General features: G+C 69.2%; 19 protein-coding genes and 1 pseudogene. 13 read left to right on the forward strand and 7 right to left on the reverse strand.

What is annotated here, in order from left to right; genetic code table 11:
• Positions 1 to 593: 593 nt before the first annotated feature.
• The 4 genes from H5399_RS06565 to H5399_RS06580 all read right to left on the reverse strand — a co-directional run bounded on the left by H5399_RS06565 (position 594) and on the right by H5399_RS06580 (position 5,511).
• Complete coding sequence (locus H5399_RS06565) at positions 594 to 2,105, reverse strand: alpha-N-arabinofuranosidase (protein WP_182782224.1); 1,512 nt, start codon at positions 2,103 to 2,105, stop codon at positions 594 to 596.
• 130 nt (positions 2,106 to 2,235) lie between these two features.
• Positions 2,236 to 3,594, reverse strand: a complete 1,359-nt coding sequence (locus tag H5399_RS06570) for an ABC transporter substrate-binding protein (RefSeq protein ID WP_182782225.1) — start codon at positions 3,592 to 3,594, stop codon at positions 2,236 to 2,238.
• A gap of 79 nt (positions 3,595 to 3,673) precedes the next feature.
• The gene (locus H5399_RS06575; RefSeq protein ID WP_255422093.1) at positions 3,674 to 4,618 is read right to left on the reverse strand and encodes a carbohydrate ABC transporter permease; all 945 of its coding nucleotides are present in this window, start codon (positions 4,616 to 4,618) and stop codon (positions 3,674 to 3,676) included.
• Positions 4,615 to 5,511: a carbohydrate ABC transporter permease gene (locus tag H5399_RS06580; protein WP_182782226.1), complete on the reverse strand. Its 897-nt coding sequence runs from the start codon at positions 5,509 to 5,511 to the stop codon at positions 4,615 to 4,617. The genes H5399_RS06575 and H5399_RS06580 overlap by 4 nt, the downstream gene beginning before the upstream one ends.
• 280 nt (positions 5,512 to 5,791) lie before the next feature.
• On the opposite strand from H5399_RS06580, the pseudogene H5399_RS06585 reads away from it, so the two are divergent.
• The 3 genes and pseudogenes from H5399_RS06585 to H5399_RS06595 form a co-directional block, all read left to right on the forward strand.
• Positions 5,792 to 6,655: pseudogene (locus H5399_RS06585) on the forward strand (phosphoribosylaminoimidazolesuccinocarboxamide synthase); the annotation flags it as partial.
• A gap of 46 nt (positions 6,656 to 6,701) precedes the next feature.
• Entirely contained in the window at positions 6,702 to 7,550 is an 849-nt protein-coding gene (locus H5399_RS06590) for an aminotransferase class IV (protein WP_182782228.1), read from the forward strand.
• Entirely contained in the window at positions 7,550 to 8,167 is a 618-nt protein-coding gene (locus tag H5399_RS06595) for a DNA-3-methyladenine glycosylase (protein WP_182782229.1), read from the forward strand. Before H5399_RS06590 ends, H5399_RS06595 begins: the two co-directional genes overlap by 1 nt.
• A 3-nt stretch (positions 8,168 to 8,170) precedes the next feature.
• Here the strand turns inward: H5399_RS06595 and H5399_RS06600 are convergent, their stop codons facing one another.
• Positions 8,171 to 9,343, reverse strand: a complete 1,173-nt coding sequence (locus tag H5399_RS06600; protein WP_182782230.1) for a pyridoxal phosphate-dependent aminotransferase — start codon at positions 9,341 to 9,343, stop codon at positions 8,171 to 8,173.
• Between the two features lie 105 nt (positions 9,344 to 9,448).
• Between H5399_RS06600 and H5399_RS06605 the strand changes: the two genes are divergently transcribed.
• The 6 genes from H5399_RS06605 to purL are packed head-to-tail and all read left to right on the forward strand — an operon-like array spanning position 9,449 to position 16,527.
• Entirely contained in the window at positions 9,449 to 10,357 is a 909-nt protein-coding gene (locus H5399_RS06605) for a hypothetical protein (protein ID WP_182782231.1), read from the forward strand.
• The gene (locus H5399_RS06610; protein WP_182782232.1) at positions 10,354 to 10,719 is read left to right on the forward strand and encodes a GntR family transcriptional regulator; all 366 of its coding nucleotides are present in this window, start codon (positions 10,354 to 10,356) and stop codon (positions 10,717 to 10,719) included. Before H5399_RS06605 ends, H5399_RS06610 begins: the two co-directional genes overlap by 4 nt.
• A gap of 59 nt (positions 10,720 to 10,778) precedes the next feature.
• Complete coding sequence (gene purS, locus H5399_RS06615) at positions 10,779 to 11,018, forward strand: phosphoribosylformylglycinamidine synthase subunit PurS (protein WP_182782233.1); 240 nt, start codon at positions 10,779 to 10,781, stop codon at positions 11,016 to 11,018.
• Positions 11,018 to 11,692, forward strand: a complete 675-nt coding sequence (purQ, locus tag H5399_RS06620) for a phosphoribosylformylglycinamidine synthase subunit PurQ (RefSeq protein WP_182782234.1) — start codon at positions 11,018 to 11,020, stop codon at positions 11,690 to 11,692. The genes purS and purQ overlap by 1 nt, the downstream gene beginning before the upstream one ends.
• A gap of 49 nt (positions 11,693 to 11,741) precedes the next feature.
• Positions 11,742 to 14,267, forward strand: coding sequence for an aminopeptidase N (gene pepN / locus H5399_RS06625; RefSeq protein ID WP_182782235.1), 2,526 nt, complete (start codon positions 11,742 to 11,744; stop codon positions 14,265 to 14,267).
• Between the two features lie 4 nt (positions 14,268 to 14,271).
• Positions 14,272 to 16,527 carry a phosphoribosylformylglycinamidine synthase subunit PurL gene (gene purL, locus H5399_RS06630; RefSeq protein ID WP_182782236.1) on the forward strand — a complete coding sequence of 752 codons (2,256 nt, stop codon included), beginning with the start codon at positions 14,272 to 14,274 and terminating at the stop codon, positions 16,525 to 16,527.
• Here purL and H5399_RS06635 read toward each other — a convergent pair.
• On the reverse strand, positions 16,463 to 16,942 hold the full coding sequence (locus H5399_RS06635; protein ID WP_182782237.1) for a hypothetical protein: 480 nt from the start codon (positions 16,940 to 16,942) through the stop codon (positions 16,463 to 16,465). The genes purL and H5399_RS06635 overlap by 65 nt on opposite strands.
• 174 nt (positions 16,943 to 17,116) lie before the next feature.
• On the opposite strand from H5399_RS06635, the gene H5399_RS06640 reads away from it, so the two are divergent.
• The 3 genes from H5399_RS06640 to H5399_RS06650 all read left to right on the forward strand — a co-directional run bounded on the left by H5399_RS06640 (position 17,117) and on the right by H5399_RS06650 (position 20,384).
• Positions 17,117 to 17,968, forward strand: coding sequence for a DUF559 domain-containing protein (locus H5399_RS06640; protein ID WP_182782238.1), 852 nt, complete (start codon positions 17,117 to 17,119; stop codon positions 17,966 to 17,968).
• Positions 17,969 to 18,060: 92 nt separating this feature from the next.
• Positions 18,061 to 19,386 carry a dipeptidase gene (locus H5399_RS06645; RefSeq protein ID WP_182782239.1) on the forward strand — a complete coding sequence of 442 codons (1,326 nt, stop codon included), beginning with the start codon at positions 18,061 to 18,063 and terminating at the stop codon, positions 19,384 to 19,386.
• Complete coding sequence (locus H5399_RS06650; protein WP_182782240.1) at positions 19,383 to 20,384, forward strand: glycoside hydrolase family 76 protein; 1,002 nt, start codon at positions 19,383 to 19,385, stop codon at positions 20,382 to 20,384. Before H5399_RS06645 ends, H5399_RS06650 begins: the two co-directional genes overlap by 4 nt.
• On the opposite strand, the gene H5399_RS06655 is transcribed toward H5399_RS06650, so the two are convergent.
• On the reverse strand, positions 20,381 to 20,815 hold the full coding sequence (locus H5399_RS06655; RefSeq protein ID WP_182782241.1) for an NUDIX domain-containing protein: 435 nt from the start codon (positions 20,813 to 20,815) through the stop codon (positions 20,381 to 20,383). The two genes, H5399_RS06650 and H5399_RS06655, sit on opposite strands and share 4 nt — an antisense overlap.
• Positions 20,816 to 20,871: 56 nt before the next feature.
• Between H5399_RS06655 and H5399_RS06660 the strand changes: the two genes are divergently transcribed.
• Positions 20,872 to 22,347 carry an aspartate ammonia-lyase gene (locus tag H5399_RS06660; RefSeq protein ID WP_370585699.1) on the forward strand — a complete coding sequence of 492 codons (1,476 nt, stop codon included), beginning with the start codon at positions 20,872 to 20,874 and terminating at the stop codon, positions 22,345 to 22,347.
• The last annotated feature ends 6 nt before the right edge of the window (positions 22,348 to 22,353 follow it).

Consider the following 22,353-nt stretch of genomic DNA (forward strand, 5'->3'; position numbering starts at 1 on the left):
CACCACCCACCGCCCTGCTGTCCCCGTCGGTGGCTTCGTGGCTCATGTCTCGTTGGCTGAGGTGCCGCGCAGCGGCCTCGAAGCCTATGGAAGGTGACCTTGTCAGCGCACGTTTCTTAGGCTTCGAGGCTCGTCGCTGCGCTCCTCGCGCCTCAGCCAGCGGTGGGGTCGTCGTCGCTGCGCTCCTCGCGCCTCAGCCAGCGGTGGGGTCGTCGCTGCGCTCCTCGCGCCTCAGCCAGCGGTGGGGTCGTCGCTGCGCTCCTCGCGCCTCAGCCAGCCGAGCGGGCCGGCGCGCGACGCGGGTTGTGCGCGAGGGTGGGGGACGGCAGGGCGTTCTGCGTCGGGGTGCCCAGCTTGAGGGTCACCGAACTGGCGTCCCGCCTGGACAGACCTTCACCAGGCCGCCCTGTCGGCACCAGCCCGGGGCCGGCCACGCCACCTCCGGACCAGTGCAGGGAGACATGAGACGAGGCCCGTGCGGCCTCGACTACCCTGCCCCTGACCGGCTTGCGGTCGAGAAGCAGAGTGTGGTCAAGGGCCGCACGGGCCTCGTGTCATGTCTCCCGGCACCGGGAGCGGGAGGCGATATCAGCTCACGCGGTCGCGATGCGGAACATCGCCCAGCTGACCGCAGGGAGCTCCGCCTTCAGGATGCCGTCGACGATCGCGGCGCCGTCGATCGACTGGGGCTCGACCGACGTCGAGTCCTGCATCGACGCCGCCCAGGTGTGATCCGGGTTGGACAGCTGGACCGCCTCGACCAGGCGCGCCTCGCCGAACGCCTTGAGGTTGACCTCGATGGGTGCCGTCCCCGCCATCCCTCGGTTGACCACGAACACCGCGACCTCTCCAGCCTCGGCGTCGTGCGTGGCCACCGCGTCGATCTGGGCGACCTCGCCATACTTGGCCGTCTCGTAGGTCTCGCTCCGGACGGGAACGTTGAGCACAGATCCCTTTGCGTACCTCGAGGTGAGCGCGAACGGGTGGAAGGTGGTCTGCTTCCATGCAGGGCCGCCGGGCTCGGTCATGATCGGGGCGATCACGTTGACCAGCTGCGCCAGCGACGCGGAGTGCACCCGGTCCGTGTGGCGCAGCAGCGAGATGAGCAGGTTGCCCACCACGACTGCGTCGGCCACGTTGTAGAGGTCCTCGAGGAGCCGGGGTGCCACCGGCCAGTCGTCGCCCTCGGACACCTTGGACTCGACCCGCTGCTGGTACCAGACGTTCCACTCGTCGAACGAGATGTTGATCCGCTTGGTGCGCTTGGTCGCTGTTCGCACCGCGTCCGCCGTCGCGACCACGCCGTCGATGAAGCTGTCCATGTTGACGGCGGAGGCCAGGAACGAACCGAGGTCGCCCTCGTCCTCGTAGTAGTAGACGTGGGCAGAGACCATATCCACCACGTCATAGGTCTCCGTCAGGACCACCCGCTCCCACTCGCCGAAGGTGGGCATCTCGGTGTTGGAGGAGCCGCAGGCCACCAGCTCCAGGCCAGGATCGATCATCCGCATGGCGCGCGCGGTCTCGGCGGCGAGGCGACCGTATTCCTGGGGGGTCTTGTGGCCGATCTGCCACGGGCCGTCCATTTCGTTGCCGAGGCACCACATCTTGACGCGGTAGGGGTCCTCGGCGCCGTTGCCGCGGCGCTGATCAGCGAAGTGCGAACCGCCGGGAACGTTGCAGTATTCGAGAATGTCCAGCGACTCCTGGATGCCGCGGGTGCCGAGGTTGACGGCCATCATCGGCTCGACGTCGGCCTTGACGCACCACGACATGAACTCGTCGGTGCCGAAGGTGTTGGGCTCGGTGGAGTGCCAGGCCAGGTCCAGACGGGCGGGGCGCTGGTCGACGGGGCCGACGCCGTCCTCCCAGCGGTAGCCGGAGACGAAGTTGCCGCCGGGGTAGCGCACGGTGGAGACGCCGAGCTCGCGGACCAGCTCGAGGACGTCCTGGCGGAAGCCCTGCTCGTCGGCGGTGGGGTGGCCGGGTTCGTAGATGCCGGTGTAGACGCAGCGCCCGAGGTGCTCCACGAAGGAGCCGAAGGTCCTGGGGCGGACCGGGCCGACGACGAAGTCCGGGTCCACGCTGATGCGATGAGATGTCATGAAAGTGTCTTCCTCAGACGAGTGTGGTTCGGGGTGCCCTGCACGCGGCGGGGCACAGCGAAACGGGGCGATCCGGTAGCCCGCGGGCTAAGCCCGATCGCCCCGTTTCAGAGGGATGGGAGAGCGACGATTACTCGCCGAGCTCGTTCTGCAGGTCAGACTGCGCCTGGTTCAGCGCGTCCTCGATCGGCACATCGTTTTCGAAGATGTCGTTGAGGGTCTGGGTGTTGAGCAGGTTGTTCACAGAAGGCATGGAGCCGTTGGTGAAGGACTCCAGGTGGCCGATGCTGTCCTGGATCTCCAGGAGCGGCTCGAACGGGTTGTTCTGGAAGTACTTGACGAACTTGTTCTCCGGGTTGTGGGTGATCTCCTGATCCGCCCACACCTCGGTGTTGAGCGGGTCGAAGCCCAGCAGCTCCCAGGTGGAGATGTTGCCCTCGGTGCCCAGCTTGGCCCAGGAGATGAACTCGGCGGCCAGTTCGGCGTTCTCGCCGTCCTTGATCACCGCGGTGCCGGTGCCGCCGCCGCCGACGGAGATGTTGACGGGGTTCTCGACGGTGGGCGGGGGAGCGATGGCGATCTTCTCGGCGAAGTCGGGCATGTAGGCCAGGTAGCGCGAGGTGAACCAGAAGGGCATCACGGCAGCGGCGAAGTCGCCGTTGTTGTAGGCGCCGAAGGCTTCTTCGGTGTCCGGCTGGCCGCCCGGGGGGACGGCGGCGGCGTTGGCGTCCTGAAGACCCTTGAGGATGGTGATCGCTTCGATCATCTCGGGGCTGTTGACGTTGACCTTGCCGTCGTCGGTGAAGTACTCGCCGCCGAGCTGGGCCAGCAGGAGGCCCTCCTGCCAGGCCGCGGAGGTGTCGACGGTGCCCAGGTACTTGCCGGTCTTCTCGAAGTACTCGACGCCGGCCTCCTTGTAGTCGTCCCACGTCACGATCGTCGTGTAGTCGATCCCGGCGGCCTCGAGCAGCTCGGTGTTGTAGAACGCGACGGTGGCGCCCACGTGGAAGTCCAGGCCGTAGAGGGCGTCGTCCTTGGAGAACAGGTCGAGGCGGGCCTCGACGATGTTGTCGCGGTACGGTGCGGCGGCCTCGGTGAGGTCCATGAGCGCGGGGGTGCCCTGCGTGAACTGCGGGAACTTGCCGGCCTCGATGTCGGAGATGTCCGGGGCGCCCTGGCCCGAGGTGAGCGCGATCTGCAGCTTGTTGTGCATGTCGTCGTAGGGCAGGACGTTGACGGCGATCTGGACGAGCTTGTCGGGGTTCTGCTCGTTCCAGATCTCAGCCATCTCGGTGTAGAACTGCGCGTGCAGCTCCACGAACGTCCACAGCTCCAGTTCGGTGGCGCCCTCGACGGCCTCCTGGGTGATGACGGAGCCCTCGGCGGTCGACTCGGCCGACGTGTCGGGCGTAGCGGTGTTGCACGCGGTGAGGGCCATGGTGGCCATGCCCGCTGCAAGAGCCGCTGTGGCGAACTTCTTGAGTTTCATCGACAGATACCTTTCTTGTCCTCCAGCACCTGCGCTGGGGAGTCGGATGTTGAGTTGTGGTGGACGGGGGGAGTGGGCGTCAGCCCTTGATGGCGCCGGCGGTCATGCCTTCAATGAAGAACCGCTGGAACAGGATGAACAGGATGAAGATCGGGATCATGGAGAAGAACGATCCGACGATGAGGAGTTCGTAGTTGTTGCCGTACGGCGTCAACAAGGTGTTGAGGCCGATGGGCAACGTGTACTTGTCCGGGCTGCGCAGAGCGAGCAGCGGCCAGAGGAAGTTGTTCCAGCTACCCATGCCGTTCAAGATGGCCATGGCGGCGAAGGCCGGCTTGGTCAGCGGCAGCACGAGCCGGAAGAAGATGCCCATCTCGGTGACGCCGTCGATCCGGCCCGCCTCGACGATCTCCTTGGGGATGCCCCGCAGGTACTGCCGGAAGAACATGATGGTCACGGCATGCGCCAGGAACGGCAGGATCACGGCGGTGTAGGTGTCCTGGAGCTGCATGTCGTTGATCTGGATGTAGAGCGGGAGCATGAGCATCTCGAACGGCACCGACATGAGCAGGATCACGGAGATGAACAGAGCGCTCTTGAACCGGAACTCGTACATGGCGAACCCGTAGGCCACGAACGAGCTGATGGCCAGCGTCAGGCCCACCTGGAGAAGCGTGACCAGTGTGCTGTTGAAGAACCACCGGAAGTAGCTTCCGGAGTCCGTGAACAGGGCCACCCAGTTGTCGAAGCTGGCCGTGGAGAAGTCGATCCCGAGGTTGAGTCCGTAGCGGACGATCATGTTGCCGTCCTGGAAGGTGGCGACGAAGATCGCCCAGAACGGGAGGAGCACCAGCAGCCCCAGGCCCACGAAGAACAGGACCATCAGCGCCGTGGCGCCGCGGGAACGGCGGCGGAACGCCTTGCCTTCGTCGCTCATCTGGCGGTCGTTCTTGCCGATGCGCGAAGCCTTCTCTTTGGTGAGCCTGGCGTCGATCGGCTTCACCTGTGACGACGAGGTGCTCATCGCTCCTCCTTCTTGAAGGTCCCGGTGGCGATCAGCTGCGGGATGTTGATGGCGAGCACGATGATGAGCAGCACCACGCCCACGGCCGAGGCGTAACCGAGGTCGTTCTTCTCGATGCCCTGCCGGTACAGGTAGCCGACGATGGTGAGGCCGATGTTCTGCGGGGAGTTGTTGCCACCCCAGAGCATGAAGCTCTCCAGGAACATGGCCAGGCCGCCGTAGACGCTGATGGTGATCACGAAGACGATGGTGGGCTTCATCTGGGGAACGGTGACGTGCCAGAACTTCTGCCATGCCGACGCGCCGTCCAGTGAGGCGGCCTCGTAGTAGTCGGTGGGGATGGCCTGCAGGCCGGCGAGGAAGTACAGGATGTTGACGCCAGTCCAGCGCCAGCTCGCCACGGTGAGGAGTGCCAGGAAGCCGGTTTCGCTGCCCTTGAGCCACTTCACCGGATCGACGCCGAAGGCTCCGACCACCTGGTTCATCAGCGCGGTGGGGGACTCGGAGAAGATCAGGCGGAAGACGATGCCCGCGATCACGACGGAGGTGAGCGCCGGGATGAACATCACCGACTTGAAGATGGCCTTCATCTTGTCCGTGCCGAGCTTGGAATTGATGAGCACGGCCAGCAGCAGCGGGATGGGGATGAGCAGGAACAGCGTGAAGATCATGTACTTCATGGAGTTGCCGAGGGCCACGTAGAAGAGGCGATCGCCGATCAGCCGCTCGAAGTTGGCCAGGCCGACGTTGGTCACCGAGCCCGGGATGATGTCCTGCGTGCTCATGATGAACGACTTGATCAGCGGGCTCACCCAGAAGATCGCCAGCGTCAGGACGAACGGCAACACGAAGATGTAAGGGGCCACCTTGGGCGAGTAGAGCCATCTCTTCACTGAGCTGACCCCCGTCCTGACCTGTATGTGCGCTGGATCACAGCGAGCCTCCGCCTCTTGCACGCCGACATGGGCGTGCCACCTGTTATAGCGTTGAAAACGAGCTCGGCGTCCGTGCCGACCCGCTCCGATGAGCCTGTTTGACCAACTTCGGCCACGTCCGGTTTACATCGATGAGATAAAGCTAAACCGCGACCGTCACCCGCGTCAAGGGGGGTCCGGGATTGTGTCCGTATCGTGATCTTTCGCCGGCGTCGAGGCAGCCACTAGGCTCAGCCGCGTGAGTCAGTTCGGGGACGTCCTCAACCTTCCGCTGCGGCACGCCGGCAAGGTGCGCGAGTTGTACACCGTCGACGACGGCGGCACCGAGCGCATCCTGATGGTGGCCACAGACAACATCTCGGCCTTCGATCACGTGCTGGCCACCCCCATCCCGGACAAGGGGGCCATCCTCACCCAGCTCAGCCTCTGGTGGTTCGCGCAGCTGGCGGACCTCGTCGACAACCACGTGGTGAGCACCGACGTGCCGGCTGCTGTCGCGGGGCGGGCCACGCTCGTCGAGGCGCTGGACATGGTGGAGGTCGAGTGCGTCGCCCGCGGCTACCTCACCGGATCCGGGTGGGCCGAATACCAGGTGTCGCGGACGGTGTGCGGCGTGCCGCTGCCCGAGGGGCTGCGCGACGGCGACAAGCTGCCGGAGCCGATCTTCACCCCGGCCATCAAGGCGCCTCTGGGTGCGCACGACGAGAATGTGGACTTCGCCACGATCGCCTCCCTCCACGGTGAGGAGCTGGCCGGTGAGCTTAGGGACCTGACGCTGAGGATCTACGCGCGCGCCCAGGAGATCGCGGCGGCGCGAGGGATCATCCTGGCCGACACCAAGTTCGAGTTCGGCCGCCGCGCCGACGGCACCCTGGTGTTGGCCGACGAGGTGCTGACGCCGGACTCCTCGCGGTTCTGGGACGCCGAGACGTGGAAGCCGGGGGAGTCGCTGCCGAGCTTCGACAAGCAGTACGTGCGCGACTGGCTGGCGAAGGACTCCGGCTGGGACAGGGCGACGGACACCCCGCCCCCGCCGTTGCCTGACGAGGTGGTCGCGGCCACGCGCGAGCGCTACCTCGAGGCCTACCGTCGCCTGACCGGCCACGGCTTCGCCCCCGTCGGGCCCCCTGAGGCGTAATCTCGGCCGCATGACCATCCGCATGCTCGCCCTGCTCGACGGCACCCTCGTGGACCCCGCGACACCCATCGTCCGCGCAGACGATCAGGGCGTGGTCCGAGGCGACGGCGTGTTCGACGCGATGCTGGCCAGCTTCGGCCGCGCGCACCACCTCGACGAGCACCTCGACAGGCTGGCCACCTCCGCCCGCATCCTCCAGTTGCCCGCCCCCGACGAGGCCGGCTACCGCCGCGCCGTCGCCGCGATCCTCGCGGCGTGGGACTGGGACGAGGAGCCCGAGGCGGTCCTGCGGACGATCATGACCCGCGGCCCTGAGGGCCTCGACGAGCCCAACGGCTGGGTGATGGCCGCGCCGCTCGACGCCACCACGAAACGCGAACGCACCGACGGCGTCCGGGTGCTGATCCTGGACCGCGGTTTCGAGGGCGCCGACGTGGCCCCGCTGCCCTGGCTCCTGCCGGGTGCGAAGTCGCTGTCCTACGGCATCAACATGGCCGCGAAGCGCTACGCGAAGGCCAACGGCGCCGACGACGTCATCTTCGTCACCCCGTCGGGCTCACTCCTGGAGGGCCCCACGTCGAGCGTGGTGCTGGACATCGACGGGATCCTCGTCACGCCCCCGCTCCACGGCATCCTGCGCTCCATCACCATCGCCGAGCTCCTCGACAAGGCGGAGGGTGCGGGACTGACCGTCGAGGTCGCCGCCCTCACCCGCTCGGACCTGGAGCGCTGCCGCGGTGCCTGGCTGCTGTCCAGCGGCCGCATTGTCGCGCCGGTCACGCACGTCGACGGTGAGCCCATGCCGCACTCTCCCCTCGGCGCCCGGCTGGCAGAGGTGCTGACCCCCCGCGGCGAGTGATGCTGGTTCCACCGTCGATCTCCTACGCGGAGCTGCCCGCCGAGGCCGTCGCGTTGCTCTACGAGGTGGCGGCCAAGGCCAGGGCGCTCCTGAACGGCACCCTCACCGTCGACCGCGACGGCGCGCGCGTCACGCTGCGGATCACCGAGGTGGAGGCCTACGGCGGAGGATTCGACCCCGCGTCGCACGCCTTCCGCGGCCCCTCCGCACGCAACGCCGCCATGTTCGGGCCCGGGCAGCACGCCTACGTGTACCGGCACATGGGCCTGCACACCTGCTTCAACGTGGTGGTGGCCGTGGACGGCACCCCCACCGGGGTCCTGATCCGGGCCGGCGAGGTGATCGAGGGCCTCGAGACCGCCCGGGCGCGGCGTTCGGCCAGGGGCGTCACCCGCCGCGACACCGACCTCGCAGCCGGGCCCGCCCGGCTCACCGTCGCCATGGGCATCACCCTCCCAGACGCCGGCGCTCCGCTCGACGGCAGCACCGGCCTCACGCTCACCCCGCGGGTGGGGGAGGAGCCGCGGGTCGCCGTCGGTCCGCGCATCGGCGTGGGCAAGGCCGCGGACTTCCCGCTCCGGTTCTGGATCGACGGCGACCCCACCGTCTCCCGCTGACGCTCACGCCTGGAAGGCGACGATCCGCTCCACGGCCTCCGCGATCGCGGCGCTGCCGGCGGCGAAGCTGATCCGCACGGTGCGGTCGCCCAGCCGGGAGTCGAAGTCGCGCCCCGGAGTCACCGCGACCCCGGTGGCCTCCAACAGCGCCGAGGCGTAGGCAGCCGACGTGCCCCACCGGTCCAGCTGGTCCCCGAGGTCGGCGTAGTAGTAGAAGGCCCCGTCCGCCGGCGCCGCGACACCCCACCCCAGGCGCCCCGCGGATGACAGCAACACCGAGCGCGCGGCGGCGAAGTCGGCCACAGCCTCGTCGCACTCGGCGTAGGACGCGTCGTCGAACGCCCGAAGCGCTGCGTACTGCGCCGGCGCGGGCGGGCAGAGCGCCAGGTTTCCAGCCAACGCGTCGACGGCGCCCACCAGCGCCTCCGGGAGGACCAGCCACCCGAGCCGCCACCCCGTCATGCCCCAGTACTTGCTGAACGACGACACCACGACGGCGTCGCCGCTGAGCTCGAGGACGGAGGTCCCGCGATCAGCTCCGACGGGGTAGGTGACACCGTGGTAGATCTCATCGCTGACGAGCCGCACCCCGTTGTCCTCGCACCACGCCACCAGTGCGGCCAGCTCGGACCGGCTCACCATGGTGCCCGTGGGGTTGGCCGGGGAGGCGAGGATCAGCCCGGCCAGGGGCGCCTCCGAGTGGGCCGCCGCCAGCAGCTCGACGGTGGGCTGGAACCGCACCTCAGGTCCGCAGTCGATGTCGACCACCTCGCAGCCGAGCGAGCTGAGGATGTTGCGGTAGGCGGGGTAGCCGGGCCGGGCCAGCGCCACCCTGTCGCCCGCCTCGAACGCGGCCAGGAACGCGAGCAGGAATCCGCCGGAGGATCCGGTGGTGAGCGCGATGCGCTCAGCGCTCAGCTCCACCCCGTACCACCGTCGATAGTGTCCGGCCAACGCCTCCCGGAGCGGCCGGATGCCGAGCGCCGGGGTGTATCCGAACGGGCTTCCGACGGCGTGGAGCCGGGCAGCCTCGGCGCTGACGGCCGTCGGCGCGCCCCCTGCCGGCTCGCCCGCGCACAGCGAGATGACGTCGCGCCCGGCGGCCCGCAACGTGGCCACCCTGTCGAGGACGGTCATCACCTCGAACGGCGGGACGGCGGAGCGTGACGACGGCATGGGCGTCAGGGTACCGGCCGGCCCAGGAGTCTCTTGTGTCAGTGGCTTGACACAAGAGAACCGGGTCGTTACGTTTGTATCACTTATCTGACACAAGGAGAAGCAATGGTCATCTCGGGATTGGTCTCGCTGGTGTTCCTGCCGCTGGCCATCATCATCGTCGGCGCCGCAGCGCTCCTGGCCGGTGGGCGTCGGGCGCGCTCCCTCGCCTTCGACGAGACGATCTACCCAGGCCTGCGATCGCTCCGGCGTGCCACGATCCGCTACCGGGGCATCGGGCTGGCCGTCGGCGGGGTGGCCGGGGTGGCCGCCCTGGCTTGGGGGCACCTCCGGCCGCTCACCTTCGCCGCACCCCTGCTGGCCGCGGTCGTCGTGGTCGCGGCCATCGTCGTCGGTCAGCAGAGCGCCTACCGGGCGGCGCGGGTCACCGGCAGCGCCGGTCTCGAGCGCCGGCAACTGCGCAGCTACCTGCCGCCGGCCCTGACCAGGTGGACGGTGTGCCTGCTGGCCCTGCTCCTCACGGCCGTCCTGTTCTCGACCCTCGCCGCGTCTCCCGACGACATGGGTCGCGCCGGGCGCGCCGTGTCGGTGTGGTGGATCGAGGGGGAGGGCGCGCAGTCAGGGACCTACGGAGCAGCCCGCACCCCGTTCCCCGGGAGCTTCTACACCTCATGGGTCGGTCTCGCCCTCGCGCTCCTCCTCGCGCTGGCGGTCCTCGGGCTCGTCCTGACGGTGCGCCGGCCGCGCAACGGTGCGGACCCAGAACTGGTCCGGGTGGACGACGCCCTGCGTCGGATCACCGTGGAGGGGATCGTGGCCGCCGTCGGGGTCGGCGTGAGCGGATCGGCCCTTGCCGTCACGCTGGTCTCGGGGATGGATCTGCTGGAGCTGGGTCCGGTGCCGCTCGCGACCGCGTCCGGTGCGGTCAGCCTCATTGTGGCCGTGGGTGCCCTGGTCGGACTCCTCGGGTCAGCCGTCGTGCTCCTGGTTCCCCGCGACGGGGGCGGGCGATGACGGTCGCGTTGCGCGTCGACTCGGCGGATCCCACCCCGCCCTACGAACAGCTGCGCCGGCAGCTGGCGGTGCTCATCCGCGCTGGGGCCGTGAGCGTGGGCACGAGGCTGCCCACCGTGCGGCAGCTGGCCAAGGACCTGGGCCTGGCCCCCGGCACGGTGATGCGCACGTACCGGGAGCTGGAGGGCGAGGGCCTGATAGCCAGCCGCCGAGGCCAGGGCACCGTCGTGGTCGGCGCGCCACAGCCCTCGGGCGAGGCGCTGGCCTCGCTCGCGGCCCGGTTCGTGACAGATGCGCAGCGATTGGGGGCGGCCGCGGGCGACATCCGGGCCTGCGTGGAGGCCGCCCTCGCCGGATCCTGATCAGTCCGAGGGTGGCCGGAGTCACGGCCGGCTGGGGCAGGTCCGCTAGGATCCGTGCCATGCCACGCGTCGTCGTCAACGTCATGCCGAAGCCCGAGATCCTGGATCCGCAGGGGAAGGCCGTCACGGGCGCCCTCAAGCGGCTGGGCTTCGACGGGCTCACCGTCCGCCAGGGCAAGCGGTTCGAGATCCAGGTCGACGGCGAGGTCACGCCCGAGGTGCTGGCCCAGATCGGCGAGGCGGCGGAGAAGCTGCTGGCCAACACCGTCATCGAGTCCTTCGATGTGGTGGCCGACTGATGCCGCGCATCGGCGTCGTCACGTTCCCGGGGTCGCTGGACGACCATGATGCGCTGCGCGCCGTCCGGCTGACGGGGAGCGAGGCCGTGCCGCTGTGGCACGGGTCGGACTCCATCGACGGCGTGGACGCCATCATCCTTCCCGGCGGCTTCTCCTACGGCGACTACCTGCGCTGCGGCGCCATCGCCAGGTTCAGCCCTGTCATGGGCACGGTCATCGACGCCGCCAACGCCGGCATGCCGGTGCTCGGCATCTGCAACGGCTTCCAGCTCCTGTGCGAGGCGCACCTGCTTGAAGGGGCGATGATCCGCAACGAGGGCCAGCACTTCATCTGCCGCGATGTCCGGCTGCGGGTGGAGACCATCGACACCACGTGGACCTGCGCGTTCACCAAGGGCGAGGAGATCACCATCGCCCTGAAGAACGGCGAGGGCAACTACCAGGCCTCGCCGGAGACGCTGCGCAAGCTCGAGGACAACGACCAGGTGGTCTTCCGCTACCTGGACAACCCCAACGGGTCGGCCAACGACATCGCGGGCATCACCAACGAGCGGGGCAACGTCGTCGGCCTGATGCCGCACCCGGAGCACAACGTCGAGGAGCTGACCAGCCCCACCCTCGACGGGGTCAAGTTCTTCGAGTCCGTCCTGCAGTTCCTCTCCGCCCGCGTCTGACTACGTCCGCCTTCCTCGCGGGGGCGGGTCTCGTGCTTGGATGGGGCCCATGCCGTCCGCGAACCTCACCCAGGCCGAGACCGCCAACCGCGCGCGCCATGTGCGCGTCCATGACTACCGCGTCGACGTCGACGTCCGCGACGCCGCGGACCCCTCCGTGCACACCTTCCCGGTCACGTCGTCGATCACGCTCACGAGCCGATCCCGCGAGACCTGGCTGGACTTCATCGGCGAGGTCGACACACTCCTGATCGACGGGGTGGAGCGGCCCGTGGAGTACGACGGTGCCCGGATCCGGCTCGCCGGCCTACCCCGTCGCCGCTGCACGGTCACCGTGCACGCGCGCGGCCGGTACTCGCGCACGGGTGAGGGGCTGCACCGCTTCGTCGACCCGGCCGACGGCCAGACCTACCTCTACACCCAGTACGAGCCGGCCGATGCGCGGCGAGTGTTCCCCAACCTCGACCAGCCCGACATCCGGGCGCCCTTCTCGTTCTCTCTGACGGGTCAGGAGGGCTGGTGGCTGGGCTCCAACCAGCCGGAGGCCCGCCGGGAGACTGTGACCGACGGCGTGGTGCGGGTCGAGTTCGCGCCTACCCACACCCTGTCGACCTACATCACATGCCTGGCCGCCGGGCCCTACCACCGCGTCGTCGACACGTGGCAGGGCATAGAGCTGGGGCTCATGTGCCGGCAGAGCCTGGCCCGGTACCTGGATTCGGAGGAGCTGTTCCGGCTGACCAGGGCGGGCCTGGACTGGCTGACCGCCAACTTCGGCGACTATCCCTGGGGCAGGAAGTACGACCAGATCTTCGTGCCCGAATACAACCTCGGGGCCATGGAGAACCCCGGCCTGGTCACCTTCACCGAGCAGTACCTCTTCCGCTCGTCCGCGACACCCGCGCAGCTGCAGGGCCGCGCCAACACCCTGGTGCACGAGATGAGCCACATGTGGTTCGGCGATCTGGTCACCCCCCGCTGGTGGGGCGACCTGTGGTTGAAGGAGAGCTTCGCCGAGTTCATGGGCACCCACATCTCCGTCGAGGCGTGCGGTTTCGCCGACGGCTGGGTGAACTTCGCCACGTCGCGGAAGGTGGGCGGCTACCTGGCCGATTCGATGCCGACCACGCACCCGGTCGTCGCCGACATCCCCGACCTCGAAGCGGCCAAGACGAACTTCGACCGGATCACCTACTCCAAGGGCGCCTCCGCTCTGACCCAGCTCGTGCACTACGTGGGGATCGAGGCGTTCCTGGCGGGGTGCCGTCGATACTTCCGCGCCCACGCCTTCGACTCCGCGACGCTGCCGGACTTCATCGCCGCCCTCGACGCTGAGACCGACCGCGACCTGCGCGGCTGGGTTGAGGCCTGGCTAGAGTCGGCCGGCCACGACCGGTTGAGCGCGCACTGGGACGTTCACGGCGGCTACCTGACCGGGCTGCGGGTGCGGCGCGACTTCTACGGGGCCGGCGACCCGAAGGCCGAGCGCCGCCACGCCACCACCGTCGGCCTCTACCGGCTGCACGGGGATCGCCTGCGGCTGGAACACGCCTTCGACGTGCGGATCGAGGCCGCGGAGGTGCGCATCCCCGAGGCCGACGGGCTGCCCGTGCCCGACGCCGTGCTGATCAACCACACGGACCAGACGTTCGCCCGCGTCGAGCTGGACGCCCGGAGTCGTGACGTGCTGCTGGCGCACGTGGCGGACCTGGAGCCGCTGGCGCGCGCGGTGGTGTGGACGGCGCTGTGGGGTGATGTGCGGGCGGGCCTGCTGGCTCCCGCGGACTTCGTCGACTCGGTGCTGCGCGCCAAGGAGCCGCAGTCCGGGGTGCTGGCCTCGCTGCAGGGGAGGGCCCTCACAGCGGTGGACCGGTACGCGGCCGACGGCGTCGCGGCAGGGTTGTGGCGCGACGGGTGTCGCGGGGCGGCGCTGGCGGCGGTCCCGGGTTCCGCCGAGCAGCTGTTGTGGACGAAGGCCTACCTGAGGGCCGCCGCGCTGGCACCCCAGGACGTCCGCTGGGTGCTCGACGGCGGGATGCCCGGCCTTGAGGTGTCCGTCGACGTGGCGTGGCTGGGATGGCAGTCACTGGCCGCGCAGGGGAGCGCCTCGGACGCGGAGCTGGCGGCAGCGCTGGCCGCCGACGACACGGCCACCGGGCAGATGGCCCATCTGAAGGCGACGATGTCGCGGCCGGACCCGGCCGTGAAAGAGGCGGCCTGGCGGCGCGCCCACACCGTCGACGGGGAGACCAACGACGCAGTCGACGCCCTCATGGACGGTTTCGGCGCACCCGGGCAGGACGCGCTGCGCGCGAGGTTCGCGGGGCGATACTTCGAGCACCTGACCGAGGTGTGGCGCGACCACCCGATCGAGATCGCGATGCGGCTGGTGCAGGGCGGATTCCCCGTCGACGGCGTCGAGGCGGGCCATCGCTGGCTGCGCGAGCACCCGGACGCCCCGGATGCGCTGCGGCGGCTGGTCCGGGAGGAGGTCTACGAGGCTGAGGTCGCGGCCCATGTGCGGTCCGCCAACGCCCGAGCGGTCCCCGCGCCGCGCGTCGCGGCGGTAGATTGACCCCGTGGCAGACACCGTTGAGCACGCAGCCCAGACCCCCGACGTCGAGCAGCCCTACGCCGCGCTCGGCGTGAAGGACGACGAATACGCGCAGATCCGCGAGATCCTGGGCCGTCGGCCCACGTCCGCCGAGCTGGCCATGTACTCGGTGATGTGGTCCGAGCACTGCTCCTACAAGTCCTCCAAGGTGCACCTGCGCAGGTTCGGCGAGCTCAGCCAGGAGACCCCCCGCGGCCCGCTGCTCGCGGGCATCGGTGACAACGCCGGCGTCGTGGACATCGGTCAGGGCTACGCGGTCACGTTCAAGGCCGAGTCTCACAACCACCCGTCGTTCGTCGAGCCCTACCAGGGCGCGGCCACCGGGGTGGGCGGCATCGTCCGCGACATCCTCGCCATGGGCGCCCGCCCCATCGCCGTGATGGACTCGCTGCGGTTCGGTCCGCTCGACGAGGCCGACACCCGCCGGGTCCTTCCCGGTGTGGTCGCCGGCGTCGGCGGATACGGCAACTGCCTCGGGCTGCCCAACATCGGCGGCGAGGTGCAGTTCCACGAGAGCTACCTCGGCAACCCGCTCGTCAACGCGCTGTGCGTCGGCGTGCTCCGTCACGAGGACCTGCACTTCGCCAAGGCCACCGGCGTCGGCAACCAGGTGATTCTGTTCGGCGCGGCCACCGGCGGCGACGGCATCGGCGGCGCCTCCATCCTCGCCTCGGAGACATTCGACGAGGACGGTCCCGCCAAGCGGCCCAGCGTCCAGGTGGGCGACCCGTTCATGGAGAAGCTCCTCATCGAGTGCACCCTGGAGCTCTTCCAGGCCGACATCATCAACGGCATCCAGGACTTCGGCGCGGCCGGCATCTCCTGCGCCACCTCCGAGCTCGCCTCGGCCGGCGACGGCGGCATGTTCGTCAACCTGGACCTCGTCCCCCTCCGCGACCCGAACCTCGCGCCGGAGGAGATCCTCATGAGCGAGTCCCAGGAGCGCATGATGGCGGTGGTCGAGCCCGCCAACGTCGAGCGTTTCATGGAGATCTGCGCCAAGTGGGACGTCCAGGCCACCATCGTCGGCGAGGTCATCGAGGGCGACCGCCTGATCATCCAGTGGCACGGCGAGACCATCGTCGACGTGGACCCCAAGACGGTCGCGCACGAGGGCCCCGTCTACAACCGGCCCTACCACCGCCCCGAGTGGCTCGATGAGGTCAACGCCAACCGCGCCGAGGACCTGCCCCGAGACAACTCGCCCGAGGCGCTGAAGGCCGCGCTGATCACGGTCCTGGGTCACGGCAACATCGCGGACAAGACCTGGGTCACCGAGCAGTACGACCGCTACGTCCGCGGCAACTCCGTCCTCGCGCAGCCGGAGGACTCCGGCATGCTGCGGATCGACGAGGAGACCGGGCTCGGCATCGCGCTCGCGCTGGACGCCAACTCGCGCTTCTCCTACCTCAACCCGTACCTGGGCGCGCAGCTGTCGCTGGCCGAGTCCTACCGCAACGTGGCCGTCACCGGCGCCGAGCCGGTGGCCATCACCGACTGCCTCAACTTCGGCTCACCCGAGGACCCGGAGGTGATGTGGCAGTTCGCCGAGGCCGTGTTGGGCCTGGTCGACGGCTGCCGTGAGCTCGGGGTGCCCGTGACCGGCGGCAACGTGTCGTTGTACAACCAGACCGCCACCGCGCCGATCCTGCCGACGCCCACCGTCGGCGTGCTTGGCGTGATCGACGACGTGGCCACGAGGATCCGATCCGGCTTCACCCATCCGGGGGATTCGATCCTGCTGCTGGGCGAGACGCGGGAGGAGCTGTCGGGCTCCATCTGGGCGTCGGCCCTCCATGACGGACACCTGGGCGGGCTGCCGCCGGCCGTGGTGCTCGCGGCCGAGAAGGCGTTGGCGGAGGTGATGGGGGAGTCGGCCAGGCGCGGGTTGTTGTCCTCCGCGCACGACGTAAGCGAGGGCGGCCTCGGCGTCGCGCTGGCCGAATCGGCCTTCCGCAACGGGCTCGGCTTCGCGGTGACGCTGCCCGAGGGTGACCCCACCGTCGCGCTGTTCTCCGAATCTGCCGCCCGGGCGGTGGTGTCGCTGCCGGGCTCGAGTGTCGCGGAGTTCGAGGCGCTGTGTGCGGAGCGCGGGGTGGTGGTGTCGCGGTTGGGTGAGGTCACCGGTGAGCCGGAGATGGAATTCGTGGGGCAATTCACCGTGGATCTGGGCGAGGCGGAATCCGTGTGGATGGCGCCGATCCCAGCCGCGATGGCGTAGCCGCAAGGAGCTGAGCCAGCCCGTCGGCGAACCTCCAGGCCCGCTCAAGGTCTGCGGGTGTCGCCGTACCGCGGTTGTCGGTGCCGTACTCGGTGGCGATCCGCACCGTCCGCAACCACTCGAAGCCGTCGGCGTCGAACTTGGGCAGCAGGATGGCCGCAGCCTGGCCTGTGGCCGTGTGGCTTCCCGCGCTTCTGGCCCGGAAGCCGTGGTCCAGCAGCAGGGCGGTGAGTTCCTTGCGGATGGCGTCGTAGGCGAGCGAGAACGCGCCCGCCGGATCCGTCTCGCTGATCGTCCGGGAACTGGCCAGGTGCCGGACGGCCTGCTCCCGCAGGATGGCCACCTGGGCCGGCTCCGGCGGGACGGACTCGATGCGGCCTTCCCTGATCAGGTCTGCGAGGTCGCGGCGCACCATGCGTCAACACTAGTCCCGATCAGAGGACCGGTGCGGTCTGTGTTCCTCCAGATCGCACTCCGGCCTCTGCGGGGGGTCGAGATGCGGACTGGAGGAACACAGACCGCGCACCCAGTTGTGCACACCCTCAATGTCGTCCGGGAAACTCCTGCTGAGGGTTCCGATCAAGAGTGCATGAGAGACGCACTCCAGGAGATCCTCAAGCACGAGGCCATCATCGTACGTTCCCGCCATAGCGCCCTTGAAGACGCCATCGATCGTGCCCACAGAAACGGAGAGCTGGCGCGCGTCATCCCGGGAGTCTTCGCGTCAGCGGAACACGCCGCGACCTTCAAGGTGAGAACAGCCGCCATCGCCGCGGTGGAGCCGAACCTCACCTTCGTCCGCCACACCGCGGCGCGGCTCACCTGGTGGCCGGAGCTTGAGGTGGATTCCGTTCAGGTCGCCACGACGAAGCGCCGACCCGTCAAGGGCTTCAGTTTCGAGGCGCGCAAGGTCCCCAGCGATCTGCGCAAGTGGATTGATGGCGCGTTCATCAGCATCCCCGAGCACAGCGTCCTGGAACTCACGGATTCCTTGGGCGGCGCCGTCATCGATGAGGCGTTGCGGCGTGGCGTGGTGACAGCAGAGTCCCTCTCCAACGCGCTTGACGCGATGCCTGCCCGGGCAGGAAACATCGGCCGGGCCCATCTGGTGCGTGAATCGCGTGACGAACCCTGGTCCGAACTTGAACGAGATGCCCACGTGCGACTGCGGTCAGCGCGGATCACGGGGTGGCGGACCAATGTCGAGGTGGTGATCAAGAGGGAGAAGTTCTACATCGACGTGGCCTTCCCCCGCCTCCGGCTAGCCGTGGAATTGGACGGCTGGCAGTTCCACAAGGGGCACGAGTCCTTCGTCAGTGACCGCCGGCGAGACGTCCTCCTCACCCTGGCGGGGTGGACGGTCCTCCACTTCACGGCTGAGAGCATCGACGAGATGGCAGGCCAGGTCCGTGAGGCTCTCTCGATGCTGGCCTGCGGCTGATGTTCCTCCAGACCGGAACTCGGGACCCTCAGGGCCCCGAGGGCGGTTCTGGAGGAACATCAGCCGCGCAACCCCCTCGGTAGGGTGGAGCCATGAGCCTCAACGATCGTGTCACAGACGTCCTGCCCTCCGTCCTCACCGACCTCAAGCGACTCATCATGATTCCCTCGATCTCGTCGATGCCTGAGCATGACGACAACGTCCTGTCCGCGGCCGACGCCGTGGCCGACCTCCTGCGCGAGGCCGGCTGCCCAGACGTCCGGATGCTCCATGTCCCGGCCGGCAAGCCCGCCGTCTTCGGCCACTACCCGGCCCCCGCCGGCGCCCCGACGGTGCTGCTCTACGCCCACTACGACGTGCAGCCCGCCGGCGACGAGACGGCCTGGACCTCGGCGCCCTTCGCGCCCGTCGAACGCGACGGCCGGCTCTACGCCCGCGGATCCGCCGACGACAAGGGCGGCATCGCGGTCCACCTTGCCGCGCTCCGGGCGTTCGAGGGTAAGCCGCCGGTGGGGGTGAAGGTCTTCATTGAGGGCGAGGAGGAGATCGGGTCGCCCTCGATGGGCGAGATCCTCGACACCTACGGCGATGACCTCGCCGCGGACATCTTCGTCATCGCGGACTCGGTCAACTGGAAGGTCGGCGAGCCCTCCTTCACCACCACCCTGCGTGGAATGGTGGACGCCGAGGTCACGGTCTCCACACTGACCACCGGCCTGCACTCGGGCCAGTTCGGCGGCGTGGTGCCCGACGCCCTCACCGCGCTCTGCCGCCTGCTGGCCACCCTGCACGACGATCGCGGCAACGTGGCCATCGCCGGCCTGACCAGCAACCCGGATCCCGCCGTCGACTACGACGAGGACCGCCTCCGTGACGAGACCGGGATCCTCGAGGGCGTGCGGTGGATCGGCGACGGCCCCGCTTCCGCCAGGATGTGGACCAGGCCCGCCGCCTCCGTGCTGGCCATCGATGCCACGCCCGTCAAGGACGCCTCCAACACGCTCATCCCCACCGCCCGCGCCAAGGTCAGCGTCCGCCTCGCCCCCGGCCAGGCCGCCGACGCCGCCGAGGCCGCCCTCCGCCACCACCTCCTGACCAATGCCCCGTGGGGCGCCCAGGTGACGGTCGCCGCAGGCCAGAACGGGACGGGCAGCGTCATCTCCCTCGTCGACGACCGCGCCCGCGCCGCCGTCGACGCGTTCACCGAGGCGTTCAGGGTTGCCCCGGTGGAGATCGGGGTCGGGGGCTCGATTCCCATCGTGGCGGAGTTCGCGGGCCGCAACCCCGGCGCGCTCGTCCTCGTCACGGCGGTCACGGACCCGACGTCGCGGATGCACGGCATCGACGAGTCGCTGGACCTCGGCGACCTCGCCAGGGCCGCGCTCGCCGAGACCCTGTTCCTCCAGCGCCTGGCGTGACGGGCGAACGGGCCGACGAGGCGGCGCGCTCGGTCCTGGCTCTCTTCGGCCGGCGTCTGTTCGGCCTGCCAGGCACCCACCTGGCGGTCACCGCGCGCCCCGGCCCCCCGCCGCGACCCTGGCACTACTGGTGGCAGGCACACCTCCTCGACTGCATGGTTGATGCGCACGCCCGCGGCTCCGCCACGGTGCCCGGTCGCCTGATCGGGCGCCACCTCCGCGGGATCCGGCTGCGGAACTGGGGACGCCTCCCCAACCGGTTCTACGACGACATGGCGTGGCTCGCGCTCGCGGCTCACCGGGCCGGCCGACGCACCCCGTCGTTGGATCGCGCGCTGCGCGAGGCGCTTACCGACGACCTCGGTGGCGGCGCGTTCTGGAGCCTGGACCGCGACTTCAAGAACACGGCCGCCACCGGCCCCATCGCCCTGCACCTGGCACGCACCGGCAACATCCTCGAGGCCTCCCGTCTCCACGACTGGCTCCGGGCCAACCTCGCCGATCCCCGGACCGGGCTCTTCCAGGACGGCCTGCGCCTGACGCCCGACGGTCCGGCGATGGTGCCCCACGTGTTCACCTACAACCAGGGCCCCGTGCTCGGCACGATGCTCGAACTGGGCAGGCTCGACGAGGCGGCCAGTCACATCGAGGCCGTGGCCACACATCTGACCCACCCCGGGTCGCGGATCCTGAGAACCCACGGCGACGGCGACGGTGGCCTGTTCACCGGCATCCTCACGCGCTACCTGGCGCTCGCGGCAGGCGACACCCGCCTCCCCGCGGAGAGCAGGAGGAAGGCATCCGGCCTTGTCAACGGCTTCGCAGACGCGCTGTGGCAGGGCCGCGACACTCGTGGATGGCGGGGGACAGCGGTGACGCTCTTCCCCGCCGACACCGCGCCTGATGGCACGGGCCCGGTCGCCCACACCGTCGAGCTGGCCACCCAGCTCCAGGCGTGGATGGCGCTCGAGGCCGCGGCCTCCGTGGGCCGCGTCTAGCCCACCGACTCCACCCAGAACCGACCCTCCACCAGGTGCGCAGCGAGCGCCGCGGGCAGCCACGGCAGGATGTCGGACGGCAGGTCATCGAGGGGGAACCAGCCCAGCTCGGAGGTCAGTTCACCCGGAGCCAGCTCGCCCAGCCAGACGTGTGACTCGAAGAAGAAGTTGAACCCCCGCGCCCGCCCGCTGGGGTACGGGAGGTCGAACCGCTGCACGCCGACGTGACGCAGCGCCAGCCGATCAATCAGCGCCCCCACCTCCTCGGAGGCCTCGCGTGCCGCCGCGACGGCGATCGGCTCGCCGTCGTTCACGTGGCCGCCCGGAAGGTTCCACAGCCCGTCGCCGCGGTCCGTCCCGTCGCGCCGTGCCAGGAGCACGCGGCCGGCGGGATCGCGGAGTGCAACCCAGGCGATCAACTCGAAACCCATGCCCCTATCTAACCGCGCCGGTAGCGTGAACCTCAGCCGACAGAACGGACATCGAGGTGCGGATCGAGCGGGATTCACTGGGAGAGATGGAGATCCCCGACGACGCCTACTGGGGGATCAACACGGCCCGGGCAGTGCACAACTTCAGGATCAGCCGCCGCGAGATCAGCGTCTACCCGGATCTTATTGTCGCCTACGCCCAGGTGAAGCAGGCCGCGGCCCGCGCCAACCGCGAGATCGGCGTGCTCGAGGACGAGCGCGCGGAGCTCATCGACCGTGCGGCCCAGGACCTCATCGACGGCCGGCTGCACGAACAGTTCGTCGTCGGCGTGATCCAGGGCGGGGCAGGGACCTCCACCAACATGAACGTCAACGAGGTGATCGCCAACAGGGCGCTCGAACTCGCCGGCCGCCCCTTCGGCGACTACGGGTTCCTCTCGCCCAACGACCACGTCAACAGGTCCCAGTCCACCAACGACACCTACCCCACCGCAGTCAAACTCAGCCTCATCATGGCGCTCACCAAGCTCGCCGACGAGCTGCGCCTCCTCAGACATTCCTTTGCGACGAAGGGCCGCGAGTTCCGGGAGGTGCTCAAGGTGGGCCGCACCCAGCTTCAGGACGCCGTGCCCATGACGCTGGGCCAGGAGTTCCGCGGCTTCTCCACCACGCTGGGTGAGGACATCGACCGCATGGAGGACGTCCGGCCGCTGCTGATGGAGCTCAACCTCGGCGCCACGGCCATCGGCACGGGCATCACCGCCCCGCCCGGCTACGGGCCGGCGGTGATCCGGCATCTGCGCGAGATCAGCGGTTTCCCGGAGCTCGTCCTGGCAGACGACCTCATCGAGGCCACCAGCGACACCGGCGTGTTCATGTCCACCTCATCGGTGATGAAGCGCACGGCGATGAAACTCTCGAAGATCTGCAACGACCTCCGGCTGCTCAGCTCCGGCCCCCAGGCAGGGCTCGGCGAGATCGTGCTGCCCCCGGTGCAGGCCGGCAGCTCGATCATGCCCGGCAAGGTCAACCCTGTCATCCCGGAGGCCGTCAACCAGGTGGCGTTCGTCATCGCCGGCTCCGACGTCACGATCGCCATGGCCTCCGAGGCGGGCCAGTTGCAGCTCAACGCGTTCGAGCCGGTGATGGCGCACGTACTGCTGCAGAACTCGACGTGGCTGCGGCGCGCCGCGCGGACGCTGCGGATCAACTGCATCGACGGCATCACCGCCAACGCCGAGCGCACCAGGGCGCAGGTGGGCCAGTCGGTGGGTGTGGTCACGGCGCTGATGCCGGTGTTGGGCTACGCGCGCGCCACGCGGCTGGCGAAGGAGGCCCTCGGCAGCGGCAGCTCAGTCCGCGACCTGGTGCTGCGGGAGGGCCTGATCAGCGCGGAGGTGCTCGACGAGCTGCTGGCCCCCGCGGCGCTGTCCGGGCTGCAGGACACCGGTCCGCTGCCCCCGATGACCGCCGAGCTGATCTCGCGCATCGAGCGTGAGCTCGACGAGGCGGACCGCCATGACGAGGCGTGAGGCGCC

Origin of the sequence: Tessaracoccus sp. MC1627 (genome assembly GCF_014164725.1) — a bacterium.
GTDB lineage: Bacteria > Actinomycetota > Actinomycetes > Propionibacteriales > Propionibacteriaceae > Arachnia.

Bases quoted from the DNA above. Each gene is read 5' to 3' on its own strand.
- H5399_RS06565 (WP_182782224.1), bottom strand. From the start codon at position 2,105: ATGACATCTCATCGCATCAGCGTGGACCCGGACTTCGTCGTCGGCCCG.
- H5399_RS06570 (WP_182782225.1), bottom strand. From the start codon at position 3,594: ATGAAACTCAAGAAGTTCGCCACAGCGGCTCTTGCAGCGGGCATGGCC.
- H5399_RS06575 (WP_255422093.1), bottom strand. From the start codon at position 4,618: ATGAGCACCTCGTCGTCACAGGTGAAGCCGATCGACGCCAGGCTCACC.
- H5399_RS06590 (WP_182782228.1), top strand. From the start codon at position 6,702: ATGACCATCCGCATGCTCGCCCTGCTCGACGGCACCCTCGTGGACCCC.
- H5399_RS06595 (WP_182782229.1), top strand. From the start codon at position 7,550: ATGCTGGTTCCACCGTCGATCTCCTACGCGGAGCTGCCCGCCGAGGCC.
- H5399_RS06600 (WP_182782230.1), bottom strand. From the start codon at position 9,343: ATGCCGTCGTCACGCTCCGCCGTCCCGCCGTTCGAGGTGATGACCGTC.
- H5399_RS06605 (WP_182782231.1), top strand. From the start codon at position 9,449: ATGGTCATCTCGGGATTGGTCTCGCTGGTGTTCCTGCCGCTGGCCATC.
- H5399_RS06610 (WP_182782232.1), top strand. From the start codon at position 10,354: ATGACGGTCGCGTTGCGCGTCGACTCGGCGGATCCCACCCCGCCCTAC.
- purS (WP_182782233.1), top strand. From the start codon at position 10,779: ATGCCACGCGTCGTCGTCAACGTCATGCCGAAGCCCGAGATCCTGGAT.
- purQ (WP_182782234.1), top strand. From the start codon at position 11,018: ATGCCGCGCATCGGCGTCGTCACGTTCCCGGGGTCGCTGGACGACCAT.
- pepN (WP_182782235.1), top strand. From the start codon at position 11,742: ATGCCGTCCGCGAACCTCACCCAGGCCGAGACCGCCAACCGCGCGCGC.
- H5399_RS06635 (WP_182782237.1), bottom strand. From the start codon at position 16,942: ATGGTGCGCCGCGACCTCGCAGACCTGATCAGGGAAGGCCGCATCGAG.
- H5399_RS06640 (WP_182782238.1), top strand. From the start codon at position 17,117: ATGAGAGACGCACTCCAGGAGATCCTCAAGCACGAGGCCATCATCGTA.
- H5399_RS06645 (WP_182782239.1), top strand. From the start codon at position 18,061: ATGAGCCTCAACGATCGTGTCACAGACGTCCTGCCCTCCGTCCTCACC.
- H5399_RS06655 (WP_182782241.1), bottom strand. From the start codon at position 20,815: ATGGGTTTCGAGTTGATCGCCTGGGTTGCACTCCGCGATCCCGCCGGC.